12 protein-coding genes and 1 riboswitch are annotated in these 14,647 nt (G+C 45.5%); of the genes, 4 read left to right on the forward strand and 8 right to left on the reverse strand.

Annotation, left to right across the window (positions count from 1 at the left end):
- Positions 1–566 precede the first annotated feature (566 nt).
- A complete protein-coding gene (locus R7R78_RS21560) occupies positions 567–1,022 on the forward strand; it encodes an RNA-binding protein (RefSeq protein WP_017636066.1) in 456 nt (151 codons plus the stop codon).
- Here R7R78_RS21560 and murI read toward each other — a convergent pair.
- From murI to btuB, 3 genes are read right to left on the reverse strand one after another with little or no spacing between them, the layout of a single operon-like run.
- A complete protein-coding gene (gene murI, locus R7R78_RS21565) occupies positions 985–1,788 on the reverse strand; it encodes a glutamate racemase (protein ID WP_225474220.1) in 804 nt (267 codons plus the stop codon). The genes R7R78_RS21560 and murI overlap by 38 nt on opposite strands.
- A gap of 31 nt (positions 1,789–1,819) precedes the next feature.
- Entirely contained in the window at positions 1,820–2,512 is a 693-nt protein-coding gene (locus R7R78_RS21570) for an adenine nucleotide alpha hydrolase (protein WP_225474221.1), read from the reverse strand.
- 59 nt (positions 2,513–2,571) lie between these two features.
- Entirely contained in the window at positions 2,572–4,407 is a 1,836-nt protein-coding gene (gene btuB / locus R7R78_RS21575; protein ID WP_225474222.1) for a TonB-dependent vitamin B12 receptor, read from the reverse strand.
- Between the two features lie 55 nt (positions 4,408–4,462).
- Positions 4,463–4,663, reverse strand: a riboswitch (cobalamin riboswitch).
- Between the two features lie 184 nt (positions 4,664–4,847).
- Between btuB and trmA the strand changes: the two genes are divergently transcribed.
- A complete protein-coding gene (gene trmA / locus R7R78_RS21580; protein ID WP_053304467.1) occupies positions 4,848–5,957 on the forward strand; it encodes a tRNA (uridine(54)-C5)-methyltransferase TrmA in 1,110 nt (369 codons plus the stop codon).
- A gap of 64 nt (positions 5,958–6,021) precedes the next feature.
- Here the strand turns inward: trmA and R7R78_RS21585 are convergent, their stop codons facing one another.
- Complete coding sequence (locus R7R78_RS21585) at positions 6,022–6,387, reverse strand: YijD family membrane protein (RefSeq protein ID WP_005378634.1); 366 nt, start codon at positions 6,385–6,387, stop codon at positions 6,022–6,024.
- Positions 6,387–7,028, reverse strand: coding sequence for an HTH-type transcriptional repressor FabR (gene fabR, locus R7R78_RS21590; protein ID WP_005378632.1), 642 nt, complete (start codon positions 7,026–7,028; stop codon positions 6,387–6,389). Before fabR ends, R7R78_RS21585 begins: the two co-directional genes overlap by 1 nt.
- Before the next feature lie 263 nt (positions 7,029–7,291).
- On the opposite strand from fabR, the gene sthA reads away from it, so the two are divergent.
- The gene (gene sthA / locus R7R78_RS21595; RefSeq protein WP_005389689.1) at positions 7,292–8,722 is read left to right on the forward strand and encodes a Si-specific NAD(P)(+) transhydrogenase; all 1,431 of its coding nucleotides are present in this window, start codon (positions 7,292–7,294) and stop codon (positions 8,720–8,722) included.
- A gap of 57 nt (positions 8,723–8,779) precedes the next feature.
- Here sthA and dinF read toward each other — a convergent pair whose 3' ends face one another.
- The 3 genes from dinF to lexA all read right to left on the reverse strand — a co-directional run bounded on the left by dinF (position 8,780) and on the right by lexA (position 11,794).
- Positions 8,780–10,129: an MATE family efflux transporter DinF gene (dinF, locus tag R7R78_RS21600; RefSeq protein WP_225474223.1), complete on the reverse strand. Its 1,350-nt coding sequence runs from the start codon at positions 10,127–10,129 to the stop codon at positions 8,780–8,782.
- Between the two features lie 55 nt (positions 10,130–10,184).
- On the reverse strand, positions 10,185–10,979 hold the full coding sequence (locus tag R7R78_RS21605) for a class I SAM-dependent methyltransferase (RefSeq protein ID WP_017636072.1): 795 nt from the start codon (positions 10,977–10,979) through the stop codon (positions 10,185–10,187).
- A gap of 194 nt (positions 10,980–11,173) precedes the next feature.
- Positions 11,174–11,794 carry a transcriptional repressor LexA gene (lexA, locus tag R7R78_RS21610; RefSeq protein ID WP_005378682.1) on the reverse strand — a complete coding sequence of 207 codons (621 nt, stop codon included), beginning with the start codon at positions 11,792–11,794 and terminating at the stop codon, positions 11,174–11,176.
- Between the two features lie 368 nt (positions 11,795–12,162).
- On the opposite strand from lexA, the gene plsB reads away from it, so the two are divergent.
- Entirely contained in the window at positions 12,163–14,589 is a 2,427-nt protein-coding gene (gene plsB / locus R7R78_RS21615) for a glycerol-3-phosphate 1-O-acyltransferase PlsB (RefSeq protein WP_213970092.1), read from the forward strand.
- Positions 14,590–14,647: the final 58 nt, after the last annotated feature.

Consider the following 14,647-nt stretch of genomic DNA (forward strand, 5'->3'; position numbering starts at 1 on the left):
AAACTCTTCAATTTAAGATTTTGTTCGGCTCAATGAATACTGAACATTACATAAGTAATGTTTGAATTGACTGTGCTGAATCTTTCGATTCAATGGTCACTTCGTTTCATTGAAACCTAATTTGAAGCCGAAGCTTCTAATTGGATTATCATCAACGAGTGCCCACACAGATTGATAGGTTCTTATTTTTAAAGAGCTTTTCTAACATTTTCAGCAACTTAGTTGCTCGTCGTTAGGGGTGCGTATCTTACTTCACACCGTGAGAGAGTCAAGCATTTTTTCAAATTCTTTTTTCTCTCTTCCCGACTCGCTGTGTGACTTTCGTCTCACTCCGTGTCGGTGGATGCGCAGTATAGGGGGTTGAGAAATTAGTACAAGCGTTTTTTGCAAATAAAAAACCAACCGGTCACAAATTAGCCAAAAGTGCGATATTTGCATATTTCTTCGTCACATTTGAGACATATCACAGCAATTGGTTGGAAAAACACCAACCATATACGTAAGATTCATGTGTCTATTCTGTTAATGGACAATCGATCTCTTTATCACTATGTGTAGTAATTAAAATGACGTCTAAAAAAAATCTGATTTTATGTGTTGGGCTGGCCATCGTTGGGGGAATCATTTTCTCTCAATTCATCATCCCACCAGCCTTGAGCTTCCTCATTGGTGTTATCGCTACTGCTTTTCTTTTTTCATTTTCTAGCAAAACACCTGTTCTTCAATCTTCGGATCCTGATCCTTCAACTAAAACGCTGTATGTCGGCAACCTACCTTATAAGGCCAATGAGAGTCATGTTCGCGATTTGTTTGCTGAATATGGACAGGTCTATGCGGTACGCTTAATGAAAGATAAGCGTACTGGAAAAAGAAGAGGGTTTGGTTTTGTAGTGATGGCTGCGGCAGATGCCAAGCCAGCTATCGCTAAACTTAATGAAAAGGAATATATGGAGAGAACGCTAAAAGTGAGAATTGCGAACGATCCTAAACATCCGGATGGTGGTAAACCTGAACAGGATTAAAACCTAGCTTCTTTAAACAAATGTTCAGTGCATCTTCCTGCCAAGGAGTTGCACTGGCATAAATCGACTTACTTCCCTCTTCTGTATCCTCAATTTCATCACTTAATAGCAATGCTTTTACTCGACGTGCAATCGCTGCGCCTGAATCAATTAAAGTAACGTCCCCACCCAAAGCTTGATGAATCTCCTCTTTGATTAAAGGGAAGTGAGTACAACCGAGCACCGCAACATCGACTTTATCGCGAAGGGGAAGCAGGATATTTGTCAGTTCGTCGAGAGAAACGCTGTTGCCTCGCAACTTCTCTTCGGCCATATCTACCAAGCGAGTTGATCCCATCAGCTCAACTGGTTTGCCTTGCGCAAAGTCCCGTATTAACTCGTGAGTATATTGGCGTGTTACTGTCGCCGGAGTGGCGATCAGCCCTACCCCTTTTGATGCTAAAAGCGATGCGGGTTTAATCGCAGGGACAACACCAACAACGGGAATCGATAAGTTTTCGCGTAAGGAAGGAAGCACTATGGTGCTCGCCGTGTTGCAAGCAATGACGACAATGTCGACTTGGTGTTCTTCGACTAATGAAGAGACCAGTTGGTTAACTCGTGAAATGAGTACAGCCTGATCGAGTTCACCATAAGGGTAAGCCTGATTATCGAATAAGTATAAGTAGTCTAGCTGGGGCAATAGGCGATGTATCTCTTGGAATACAGAAAGACCACCAACACCGGAGTCAAAAACTAGGACTTTTTTCTTACTTGCTACTCGCACGAGCCTTACCTAAAGAACAGAAACGTTGCGATCATACTGCGTAGATTTGTTTTGGCAATGCTTTAGCATGGTATCTTTGATGGCTGAATCTATCTCCAGATTCTACATCTCGCTTCGTCAACTCGATATGTCCTTGAAAAGATGACGAAGACGTAACCAATGTGTGAAATTCACCATTTTCCCCACAGGGATCAATTTGACTTGGTAATGACTCTATTAGGGCTTTGTCATACCAGCGACCACACCATTCTGGAGGGAGAACTCTTCCGTCGATGGTGATTAACATCGTTTGAATACCACGCTCTATGATTTCCATCGCTAGTTTTTCGCTGCTCTCCCCTAATAGAGGAAAGACGCATTCCCAGCCAACAGGTTCAATATAGCTGCGTCGGTAATCGGCAATGCCATTACAAAACATATCACCAAATGCGACAGCTTCTATGTTCAGACCACTACTTTGTAATGCATTAACGATGGTTGATTGATAAATGTCGTTACTCGGAAAGACTTCAGGCAGTTCGATAGTAATGAGCGGAAGCGCAAGTAAGTCTGCTTGCATTTGTACAACCTCAAGCGGAGTTGCTTGAAAAGGGACTTCTTTCCCTACGTAAGTCGTGTACAAACCGACAACTTGATAATTTGGATTCTCGTTAAGGCGCTCAAGCGTTAATGTCGAATCTTTACCGCTGGACCAACTGATCACCACTCGCTTGGGTTTCTTCATTCGATTTTCCACCACAAAATATTAAAAACCGCCCGAAGGCGGTTTGTGTTCATTCACGATTAGAATTCGTAGCCAACGTTGAGATAGTACGCTCGCTCTGCAGCAGGGTAACCTTTTGCCATCTCATACTCTTCATCAAGTAGATTATCGATACGAGCGCTAATAGAGGTCGACTCATTCGGATAGTAAGTCACTGCCGTATCAACCAACGAGTAAGAAGAAAGCGTAATATCTTGTGAAGGCCAAGTGCTGTAATCCACATCTGGACGCTTACCGACGTACTGATAGCTAACCGACCAATCCACTTTATCGAAGCTCACTAAAGCATTCCACTTATACATTTCTTTAGCGCGGCGCTGCAACTGATGCCCTTTATCGTCTTCAGCATCTTTGTAATCTGCACTCAACTGGTGCTGCACAATCCCTGTATCAAACTCAGCAACAAGCTCCACACCTTGGATATGTGTTTCACCATCGACATTCAAATATTTGTATGTGGTTGGATGGTAATCGATAAGATTCGTGATTTTATAGTCATAACCCGTGACGGACCAAAAAACGCCTTGGACATCACCGCTGAATGCTAGCTCCCAAGCATCTGACTCTTCCGGCTTCAGATCTTTCTCACCGTATGTTGGGTCATACTGTTGATATAGGTTTGGAGCCTTAAACGCAGTACCAAAAGAAGCTTTAACCCCAAACTCTGGCACAAACTGGTAACCAGCCGCTAAGCTGTAAGTGAACTCACTACCGTATTCTTCGTTATCATCAAGGCGAGCACTGCCCTCAAGCATTGCTTTATCAATACTGGTGGTTGCCATACCAAACAGAGCGCCATTGGTACGATCAAACGTTTTATTCGCACTCTTGTCTTTATAAGATTCGTTGCGCCAATCAATACCACCAGCAAACGTCGTATTGTTGTTTAGCAAGTAACTGTTGGTCCACTGGACATTTTGCTGCTCAAGTTCATCTTCAGTACCTGAGTGTTTGCCTTTTGCTTGCTCATAGTTCCAAGACTTCTGTTTCTGTGCCGTTACTTGTAGTTCTGACATCACATTATCAGACTGATACTTACCGCCCAGAGTGACAGAAAGATCTTCTTTTTCTGCTTCGTAGTAACCGCGACTGCCGTAGCTGCTGTCATATTGATAAACATTTTCGTAAGCACGTAGGTTACCAAATGCAGACCACTGGTCCTTGAAGTTGTGCACGTAACCTAGCAGACCATTCTTTGTATCAAAGCCATGGCGATCGCCGTCATTAACTCCCGGTACAGGACGAACGTTATAACCATCATCACTTTCACTACCAAGCGCGATATTTAGCTGGCCGCTCTCTGTGACTTTAATACCAGATGCCACACTCAATTCCTGGTAATCTAAGCTGCCTAAACCCGCACTTAACTTCGTTCCTTCTTCGTCAGCACGCGCAATGGTGATGATATTGATCACGCCACCAATCGCTTCTGAGCCGTAAAGTGACGCACGCGCACCACGCACGTACTCAATACGTTGAACGTAAGTAAGTGGGATTTGGTTAAAGTCCACAGCGCCCTTCGCTGCTCGTGCAAAACGTACGCCATCAACCAGTACTAAAACTTGGTCGGAACTGGTTCCACGAACAAATAAAGACGCTAACTGACCACGACCACCATTTTGTGAAACTTGAATTCCGGTAAGGCGACGCAATACATCTGGTAGGGTTTTCGCTTGAATGCGATCGATGTCTTGTCGAGTAACTACTTCGACATCTGCCAACGTACGGCTTTCGGCTTGCTCAAAACGGTTTGCAGTAACAACGATGGTTTCGTCAGTGGAGGTTTCTTGGGCCTGTAGATAAGAGACAGGTGAAAGCAGCGATGCCAAAGTGATCGCCAGTGCGGATTTTCTCATTGTATTGTCCTAAATCGCGTAATTCCTTCCGAGCCCTGTCATCATGACAGTCCAGTGCTGTGGCTCAGTTGTTGGCAGGTATTCGGACTCAAGAGCACGGGTGTACCGCCTACTTGCTCGACTTCCCACATAAACTAATGCAGTGTCTGATGAGCGTTCGTTCTCTTTTACCGCTGCGCGTCAGTTCTGGATTCACACCAGATTCCCATTTCAGCCATCTAGATTGCTAGATAGCACCAACTTGAGGCAAATATTATTCAGCTATTGATTATTTGTCCAGCCAATATTGCCCTTAGAAGTTGTAACGTTTTGATTGATTTTGCTTTCTACTCTGCCTGTACGCACTATCTTTAAATCAATTCCAGTACAAAACTGGACATCCTATTGAGATTGAATAAAATCTGCGCTCTTAAATTGAATGCACCATAAAAGGTAAGATCATGGCTACTCTTGATGTAAACCCACAACGCTACCAAGAACAACTGGCTGAAAAAGTCGAACGTCTCACGGATATGTTCGCGCCATACAACATGCCAGAACTGGAAGTGTTTGAATCACCAGAGCAGCACTACCGCATGCGTGCTGAGTTCCGTGTTTGGCATGAAGGCGAAGATCTTTACTACATCATGTTCAACCAAGAAACTCGTGAGAAGTACCGTGTTGACCAATTCCCTGCAGCAAGCCGTCTGATCAACGACCTGATGCCGCTATTGGTTGAAGCGATGAAAGACAACGACTCACTACGTCGTAAACTGTTCCAAGTGGATTTCCTATCGACGCTAAGTGGTGAGATTCTGGTTTCACTCCTTTACCATCGCCAACTTGATGAAGAGTGGATTGAAAACGCGAAAGCCCTTAAACAGCGTTTGAATGATGAAGGCTTTAACCTAAACATCATTGGTCGCGCTCGTAAGATGAAGATTGTCCTAGACCGAGACTACGTTATCGAGAAGCTCGATGTAAATGGTCAAAGCTACATCTACCAACAAGTAGAGAACAGCTTCACTCAGCCGAACGGCAAAGTCGCAGAGAAGATGCTGGAATGGGCGGTCGACTGTACCCAAGAAAGCACTGGCGACCTACTAGAGCTTTACTGTGGTAACGGTAACTTCTCGCTGGCGTTGGCACAGAATTTCGACCGCGTACTGGCAACTGAGCTAGCGAAGCCATCGGTTGTATCTGCACAGTACAACATCGCCGCTAATAAGATTGATAACGTACAAATCTTACGTCTATCAGCCGAGGAATTTACTCAAGCGATCGAAGGTAAGCGTGAATTCCGTCGTCTACAAGATGCAGGTGTAGATCTGAAGAGCTACAACTGCAATACGATTTTTGTCGACCCACCACGTGCTGGGATGGATGTCGATACTTGTAAGATGGTGCAAGGTTACGAGCGCATCATGTACATCTCTTGTAACCCTGAGACTCTAAAAGAGAACTTGGACATTCTATGCGAAACACACAACGTGACGCGTTTTGCTCTGTTTGACCAATTCCCTTATACCCACCACATGGAAGCGGGTGTGCTTTTGGAACGCAAAGTGTAACCCACGGCGTCAAATACAAAAAAAGCGAGCTCAATGGCTCGCTTTTTAATTTGATTCGTTTTGCTTATTCCGCAGAAGTCTTCTTGCTGACAAAACCTAACTTCTTACCAATCCATGCGAGTAAAATCATTGAAACCATGATCGCAAAGAAGTTTGAGCCTGCTTCTGGGTATTGCGCTTTAATAAACGCAGAGTGACCAAACGCACCTACGAAGAAACACGCCAAGCCAACTAATGGGATATCTTCTGATACCGGATTATTTAGGTACTCTTGGTAAAGAGCTTGTACAGCCAGTACGAGTGCAATCAATGGGAAGATTGAAAAAGACACTTCACTCATGGTCAACCATGACAACAAAGCATCACCACACATACCTGCAACCAGTGCCAAAATCAGCGTTTTCTTTTCAGATTTATTTCCATTCGACATTATTCTATCCCGCCTTTTAATCGGTTACGTTCACGTTCTTTGCGATACCAATAGGCCCCTTTGGCTATCATTCGCAATTGCATGATCAATCGCTCGGCGAGTTCATCGCGCTCACGTCGATCTAAATCTAAAGCTTCAGCCCCCGAACTGAAAACCAAAGTCACAGACGCTTCTGCTTGAGTATACGCCTCTTCTCTGGTCACGCCGGTGCTCATTAAATACTCGGTTAATTCTGCCGCAAAATGCTGGATTTCTCGAGCAACAGCGGTACGAAATTCAGCAGAAGTGCCGGAGCGCTCACGCAACAACAAACGAAAAACGTTCGGACTACTTTCAATGAATTCCATAAAGGTTTCGACCGAGGTACGAATTACGCTACCTTCTTTCACAATACGTTGACGCGCCTGACGCATCAGTTGACGTAGTAACAAACCGCCTTCATCGACCATGGTTAAGCCTAGCTCATCCATATCTTTGAAGTGGCGGTAAAAAGAAGTCGGTGCAATCCCTGCCTCTCGGGCGACTTCTCGCAAGCTAAGGCTGGAAAAGCTGCGATCCGCACTTAATTGACTAAATGCCGCATCGATCAATGATCGACGTGTCTTCTCTTTTTGCTGTGCGCGGATTCCCATCGATTTCATTCTTAACTTGCTCTTTTTCTGTAGGGTACAAGAGCCTCAATATAACGCAATTTGCTCCTACGGAGAAAGATATGTTGCTTCGCTCGCTCTGAGCGCCGAGAACGTTACTATTGGCATGCATCTAATTGCAATGTTCTCGATGCAATTTATAGACATACAACATACCAAATCACCCTTTTGGTCGATTCTGCGTGATCACTTCCACTCTCTAACAGGCATGACGTGTACCAATAGAGTAAATGAGTTAAAATCGCGCTAAAGCAATGTTAAGCAAATATAACAAGGAAGGCATCATGGCGCATGTTAATCACTATGACGTGATCGTAATCGGTAGTGGCCCTGGCGGAGAAGGGGCTGCAATGGGATTAACCAAAGCGGGACTGAATGTTGCCATTGTCGAGAAAGAAAGCAGTGTCGGTGGCGGTTGTACTCACTGGGGTACCATTCCATCAAAAGCACTGCGTCATGCCGTTAGCCGCATCATCGAATTTAATAGCAACCCGCTATTTTGTCGAAACAACACCAGCGTTCATGCAACATTTTCTGACATTTTAGGTCATGCTAAATCGGTCATTGATAAGCAAACTCGACTTCGTCAGGGCTTTTATGACCGTAACTCATGCACACTTTTGTTCGGAACCGCGCGATTTATCGATAACTACTCAATTGCAGTGATGCAAAGCGACGGTACAGAAGAAATCTATTCTGCGGATAAGTTTGTCATCGCGACGGGTTCTCGTCCGTATCAGCCTAACGACGTAGATTTCTTGCATGAGCGCATCTACGACAGTGATTCCATTTTGAGCCTGAAACACGACCCTCGCCATATCATCATTTACGGTGCGGGCGTTATCGGTTGTGAATACGCTTCTATCTTCCGCGGCCTTGGAGTGAAAACCGACCTTATCAATACCCGAGACCGCTTGTTGGAGTTTTTGGATAACGAAGTGTCAGATGCGCTGTCTTACCACTTCTGGAACAGCGGTGTGGTAATTCGTAATGATGAGACCTATGAAAAAATCGAAGGCACAGAAGATGGCGTGATTATTCACCTACAATCTGGCAAGAAGATGAAGGCGGACTGCTTGTTGTATGCGAATGGTCGAACAGGTAACACCGATAAGTTGAATTTGGGTGCTGTGGGTCTAGAAGCGGACTCTCGCGGACAACTAAAAGTAAACCGTAACTACCAAACCGATATTGAGCACATTTACGCTGTAGGCGATGTCATCGGTTACCCTAGCCTTGCAAGCGCCGCTTATGACCAAGGGCGATTTGTCGCACAAGCCATTACGAAAGGTCAGGCAGAAAACTATCTGATTGATGATATTCCAACGGGTATCTACACCATCCCAGAGATTAGCTCTGTGGGTAAAACCGAGCAAGAGCTAACAGCTGCGAAAGTACCGTATGAAGTAGGACGCTCTTCGTTCAAGCATCTAGCTCGTGCACAGATCGCAGGGAAAGACATCGGTAGCTTGAAGATATTGTTCCATCGTGAAACCAAAGAAATTTTAGGGATTCACTGTTTTGGCGAACGTGCCGCGGAAATTATCCACATCGGTCAAGCCATTATGGAGCAAAAAGGCTCAGCGAATACCATCGAGTATTTCGTCAATACCACCTTCAACTATCCAACAATGGCCGAAGCGTATCGTGTCGCTGCGTTGAATGGTTTGAACCGCTTGTTCTAATCTATGCTTCTTGATAGCAGACAGAAAAACAGCAGGCTTGGACCTGCTGTTTTTATATCAACATTGTGCTAGGAAGGTATCCTTGTGCCATTGGTAGAGAAAGATAACCCCTAAACCAATACCCCGCATCAACATAAAGCTCGTCATTGCAAACCACAGCGCGTGATTTTCCCACTCGGCGAACAAGTAAAAGACAACAAAGAAACTGCTAGTCGCGACAAACATGCTATTGCGCATGTCTTTGCCTTTGGTTGCACCGACAAAAATGCCATCCAATAGAAAGCACCACATCGACGCAAGTGGCATCACCACCAGCCAAGGTAGATACACCGCTGCTTGCTGTTGTACCGCCTCAATTGAAGTGATCATGGCGATCAACTGGGATCCCGCCAAACCAAAGAGCGCGGTCAGTCCTAAACAAATAACCAAACTCCAAAAGAAAGTGCCGACAAGCGATTCACTCAATTGTTGCCTATCTTTGGCACCAATCGCCTTCCCGACCATGGCCTCCATTGCGTAAGCAAAGCCATCCATGCCATACGAGATAATCATCAGGAAGCTCATCAGAACCGCATTTGTAGCGACAACCTCATCACCAAAGCTCGCACCTTGGAACGTCATAAAGCTAAAAGCCGCTTGCAGACACAAAGAGCGCAAGAAAATATCGCGATTCAATTTCACGAAGCGCCCTAAACCGTGTTGAGTGCTGGCTAGCAACTTTTGAGGTGATGGTAATTGTCTCTCTCGCCAGGTTTTCCAGACACACATGAGACCAAAACCCATGCCTGAGTAGTCAGCAATCACTGATGCCAGCGCAGCGCCTTCTACTTTCCACCCCAAACCAATCACAAACAACAAATCGAGGGCAATATTAGTCACGTTGGTGATGATCACCATCCACATTGGTGCTTTGGAATTTTGCGTTCCGAGCAGCCACCCCAACAACACAAAGTTCATTAGCGCTGCGGGGGCACTCCACACACGGATAGAGAAATATTGCATGCCGTAGTGTTTTACCTCTGCGCTGGCGTCACTCCAGCCAAAGATCAAATCAGCAATCGGGTTATGGGCAATAAGGAAGACTAACGCAAACAGCAGCGCCATAAGTGAGCCTTGCATAAACACCAAGGCAAGTTGCTTTCGGTCTTCACCGCCATAGGACTGCGCCGCCAACCCAGTAGTCGACATACGCAAAAAACCAAGCAGCCAAAACGTCACGCTGATCATGGTACTGCCCAACGCAACACCACCCAAATACCAAGCGTGGTCTAGATGACCAATCACCGCAGCATCGACCAAACCGAGCAATGGAACAGTAATATTCGACAGCACCATAGGTATCGCTAAAGCTAAAACTTGGCGATGAACTTTTGGGTTAGATAAAGGAGAGAAGATTGAATTTGTCACAGGCACCTCATCAGTAAGATCGACGAGTGTACCTGAGCGCTTAACGACTAGCCAATTACCACTTGATGTGAACGAGGACTGGCGTGAGGCGATGCTTCAACATTGGAATCTTATTAAGCCAACGCTGCCAAGCTTTCCAACGAGAACAGAATCTATCGAATGGCGAGAAAGCTTTCACCCATTGTGCCCATGGTAACCATTGCAATATCTGTGCTGCAGGTGCTTCAAAGCCATGAGCATAACGATCAGAGCCAAGCTTTTGTCCCCACTTGGTTTCCGTTAAATCTCCTGCCAGCACCATACACAGTTCAGCAGAAACAAAATGTCGACCCAAGGTTTGAATAAATTTCGCGACTTGACGCTCTGTGCAATCGAGCAGTGCCATTTCACATAAAATGAGTACCGGTGCTTGCTCTGGAATAACTAACGTCTCTAGCCACGACATTTCATCCACACTGCCACAGCGATGTTCATAGCGTTCATTTTTGTGGAACAAGCGCTGACGCCATACCAAATTTTCCGTCACATCCAGCTCTATCCAATGGCAGCGTCCATTATCCAAACGATAAAAGCGGGTATCCAACCCCGCTCCGACATTGATTATCCAAGCATCGGGATACTGCTGTAAGAAGTGGCTAACCTGCTGGTCACAAAGCTGAGTCAGCGTCACGTGCAGCAATTGCTTCTGCGCAATATCACCACTCAAACAATCCGGCGCCATCTTACAGCTCAAACACGCTTTAGCAGCTATCGGATCGTACACCAAGCCATTGTCGACCATGCTTTCACGGCTACGCAATAACAGTGGCTTTAATAAATGGTTAGGAACTTGATGTTTAGACTGAGACATGGGCATTTCCTGCGCCAGAGAGAAAACATAGACATTAATAAAGATGATAATGAATATCAATTACATTATCAAGCTTATAAATTGGTCAAAACAAACAAGGTCAAGATGATAAGCAAGCTTTTGGAGGAGGTAGAAAAAGAGAAAAGAAGAGAAAAGACAAAACAGCCCAGATGAACTGGGCTGCTTAAATGCACTTACATCCAATCGGTATTACGAATAATACCAACGGCTAAGCCTTCTATCGTAAGGTGCTGAGACGTTAAGTCCACTTGAATTGGGGCAAACTCTTCATTCTCAGCATGCAGTAATATGGTTGAACCTTTGCGCTCCAAACGCTTCACAGTCACATCATCATCAACACGCGCAACGACAACTTGACCGTCTCTCACGTCTTGGGTTTTATGCACCGCGAGCAGATCGCCATCCATAATCCCGATGTCTTTCATACTCTCGCCATTTACACGAAGTAAGAAATCCGCTTGCGGTTTGAACATCGCAGGATCGACTTGGTAGTGCGCCTCTACGTGCTCTTGAGCCAGAATTGGCTCACCCGCTGCGACTTGACCAATCAAAGGCAAACCCTGCTCATCATTGGCTGCGTCTTCAAGCAGGATACGAATCCCACGAGAAGCGCCTGGAATAATTTCAATTGCTTGCTTACGAGCAAGCGCTTTTAGGTGTTCCTCTGCGGCATTCGCAGAGCGGAAGCCAAGCTCACGCGCAATCTCTGCACGAGTTGGTGGCATTCCGGTGTCATCGATTTTACTTTTGATCAAATCGAAGACTTGTTGTTGGCGTGGCGTTAACGGCTTCATGTCTCACCTGTCTTTTTATACAGTTAACTGTGAGTATATCCAGTAAATGCTCAAATGAAAACCCAATTGGTTGTTTTTTAATTTATTTGTGGGGAGCTTTCAGCTTACCGATTAAGTTCATTCTTTATTCGTTTAAAACACCGACTTTTCAGTTAATCAAGTCAAAGCAATAACTTAGGGGTTCGACTAATTTACAGCCAATAAAATTAAAAGGTTTGACCAGTTTCTGGTATCCTTGCAGCGCTTAAATTTTATCGCCTAGGCTTATTTCTATTGCCGTACTCATCTCTTTTTATAGAGAAGACATGCAAAGCGGAAACTGAAATAAGGTTAGGCCTGTTTGAATACCTATTGAGGCTGTGAACTTTATGTCTTCTGGACAATCATTTTCACGTTCATTACTAAAACTACCTTTATCGGTACTGGTAAAGGGCACCACAATCCCGTCGAACCCGATTGAAGATCTGAACATCGACCTAACTAAACCGATTGTATATGCCCTGCCGTTCCGCTCGAACGTGGATTTGCTGACACTGCAAAAACAAGCCATGAGCCTTGGTCTACCCGACCCGCTCAGCCCGCTGGAAATCAATGGCAAAACGCTGAACCGTTTCGTCTTTATCGCTGCGCGTCCAACTGTGATGAACAACGATAATGATGTCCCAACCGATTCTGTCTCTCTGTTCACTGACTTACTGGAACTGCACAAGCTGGATAGTGAGTTGGATGTTCAAATGATCCCTGCAACCGTGCTTTGGGGTCGTAAGCCAGGTAAAGAAGAGAACCAAAAGCCTTACCTTCAACCGATGAATGGTCCGCAAAAAGCCAAAGCAGTAATGGCGGCGGGACGCGACTGCTTAGTTCGCTTTAGTCCCGTGGTATCTCTGCGTTATATGGCAGACTCTCACGGTACCGACAGCGCAATTGCGCACAAACTGGCTCGCGTGGCGCGTATCCACTTCTCACGCCAGAAACTGGCTGCTTCAGGCCCAAACTTGCCACAACGCCAAGTGTTGTTTGCTCGTTTACTAAAATCTCCAGCTATTGAACTGGCGATTGCTGACGAAGCCAAGAGCAAAAACATCTCGATTGATAAGGCACGTAAAGAAGCCCACGACATCATGGATGAAATCGCCGCCGACTTCTCCTACAGTCTGGTGAAAAACGGCGACCGCATCCTGAGTTGGTTATGGACAAAACTATACCAAGGTTTGCACATCAATAACGCCTCGACTGTGCGTCGTTTAGCGCAAGACGGCCACGAAATTGTGTACGTTCCGTGTCACCGTAGTCACATGGACTACCTGCTGTTGTCTTATGTTTTGTACCATGAAGGCATGGTGCCTCCGCACATTGCGGCAGGCATTAACTTGAACTTCTTCCCGGCCGGTCCTCTTTTCCGTCGCGGTGGGGCGTTCTTTATTCGTCGTAGTTTTAAAGGCAACAAACTGTACTCAACCATTTTCCGAGAGTATCTAGCTGAGCTGTTTGCCAAAGGCTATTCAGTCGAGTACTTCAGTGAGGGTGGTCGTTCACGTACAGGTCGCTTACTGCAAGCGAAAACGGGTATGCTGGCTATGACCATCCAAGCAATGCTACGTGGTCTAAACCGCCCAGTAACACTAGTGCCGGTCTACATCGGTTACGAGCACGTAATGGAAGTAGGCACTTACGCGAAAGAGCTGCGTGGCAAACGCAAAGAGAAAGAAAACGCAGGGCTTGTACTGCGTACTCTGCGTAAACTGCGTAACTTTGGTTTGGGCTATGTGAACTTCGGTGAGCCAATTCAGCTCAACCAATACTTGAACGAGCATGCTCCTGAGTGGACGAAAGACATCGACAGCATGGGTGGTAACAAACCACAATGGATGAATCCTGTGGTCAACGACCTTGCTAATAAGATGATGACGCACATCAACGATGCGGCGGCAGCAAACGCGTTGACCTTGTGTGCAACCGCACTGCTTGCTTCTCGTCAACGTGCACTTTCTCGTGACTCGCTGATCAATCAGATCGAGTGTTACTTAAAGCTACTCAAAAATAATCCGTACTCAAGCACCTCCACTATCCCTACCGAAAGTGCTGAGGAGTTGGTCGATCATGCAATTTCGCTTGATAAGTTCGTGATTGAAACCGATAGCATGGGTGACATCATTTCGCTGGACCGTAGCCAATCGATCCTGATGACTTACTATCGCAACAACATCATTCACTTGTTCGCTCTGCCGTCATTAATTGCCCAAATGCTCATTCGTCAGCGCAACCTTTCGGTAGCCAAGATTCAAGCGAATGTCGCGCAAATCTACCCATTCTTGAAGAAAGAGTTGTTCTTAAGTTACCAAGAAGACGAGTTAGATGAATTGGTCGTTAAAACACTGCATGAATTTGCCGAGCAGAAAATGATTAGTCTTGATGGTGATAAGCTGGAAATCAATCAATCGAACAACCAGCCTTTGGTTCTGCTAGGTCGTACGATAACTGAAACGCTGCAACGCTACTCTATCGCGATGAACTTGCTTGTTGCTTACCCTGAACTGGGTAAATCGGACCTAGAGCAGAAGAGCCAAGATATTGCTCAGCGCCTAGGGCGTTTACACGGTATTAATGCGCCAGAATTCTTCGATAAAGGTGTGTTTACCGCCATGTTCAATACGCTCAAACAGCAAAAATACCTTGATAACGATGGTAACTGTGACACGAAGAAAACGCAGCAATTTGCACGACTACTGTTCACTCTGCTTTATCCAGAAGTGAAACTGACGATCGAAGAGAGTATTCACCAACTTCGGTCGTAACCGTTTTACCTTCTTCCAATAAGAAAAAAGGCATCCAATCGGATGCCTTTTTCTATTT

The organism is Vibrio sp. 2134-1 (genome assembly GCF_033339495.1).

Bases quoted from the DNA above. Each gene is read 5' to 3' on its own strand.
- R7R78_RS21560 (WP_017636066.1), top strand. From the start codon at position 567: ATGACGTCTAAAAAAAATCTGATTTTATGTGTTGGGCTGGCCATCGTT.
- R7R78_RS21570 (WP_225474221.1), bottom strand. From the start codon at position 2,512: ATGAAGAAACCCAAGCGAGTGGTGATCAGTTGGTCCAGCGGTAAAGAT.
- btuB (WP_225474222.1), bottom strand. From the start codon at position 4,407: ATGAGAAAATCCGCACTGGCGATCACTTTGGCATCGCTGCTTTCACCT.
- trmA (WP_053304467.1), top strand. From the start codon at position 4,848: ATGGCTACTCTTGATGTAAACCCACAACGCTACCAAGAACAACTGGCT.
- R7R78_RS21585 (WP_005378634.1), bottom strand. From the start codon at position 6,387: ATGTCGAATGGAAATAAATCTGAAAAGAAAACGCTGATTTTGGCACTG.
- fabR (WP_005378632.1), bottom strand. From the start codon at position 7,028: ATGAAATCGATGGGAATCCGCGCACAGCAAAAAGAGAAGACACGTCGA.
- sthA (WP_005389689.1), top strand. From the start codon at position 7,292: ATGTTAAGCAAATATAACAAGGAAGGCATCATGGCGCATGTTAATCAC.
- R7R78_RS21605 (WP_017636072.1), bottom strand. From the start codon at position 10,979: ATGTCTCAGTCTAAACATCAAGTTCCTAACCATTTATTAAAGCCACTG.
- lexA (WP_005378682.1), bottom strand. From the start codon at position 11,794: ATGAAGCCGTTAACGCCACGCCAACAACAAGTCTTCGATTTGATCAAA.
- plsB (WP_213970092.1), top strand. From the start codon at position 12,163: ATGTCTTCTGGACAATCATTTTCACGTTCATTACTAAAACTACCTTTA.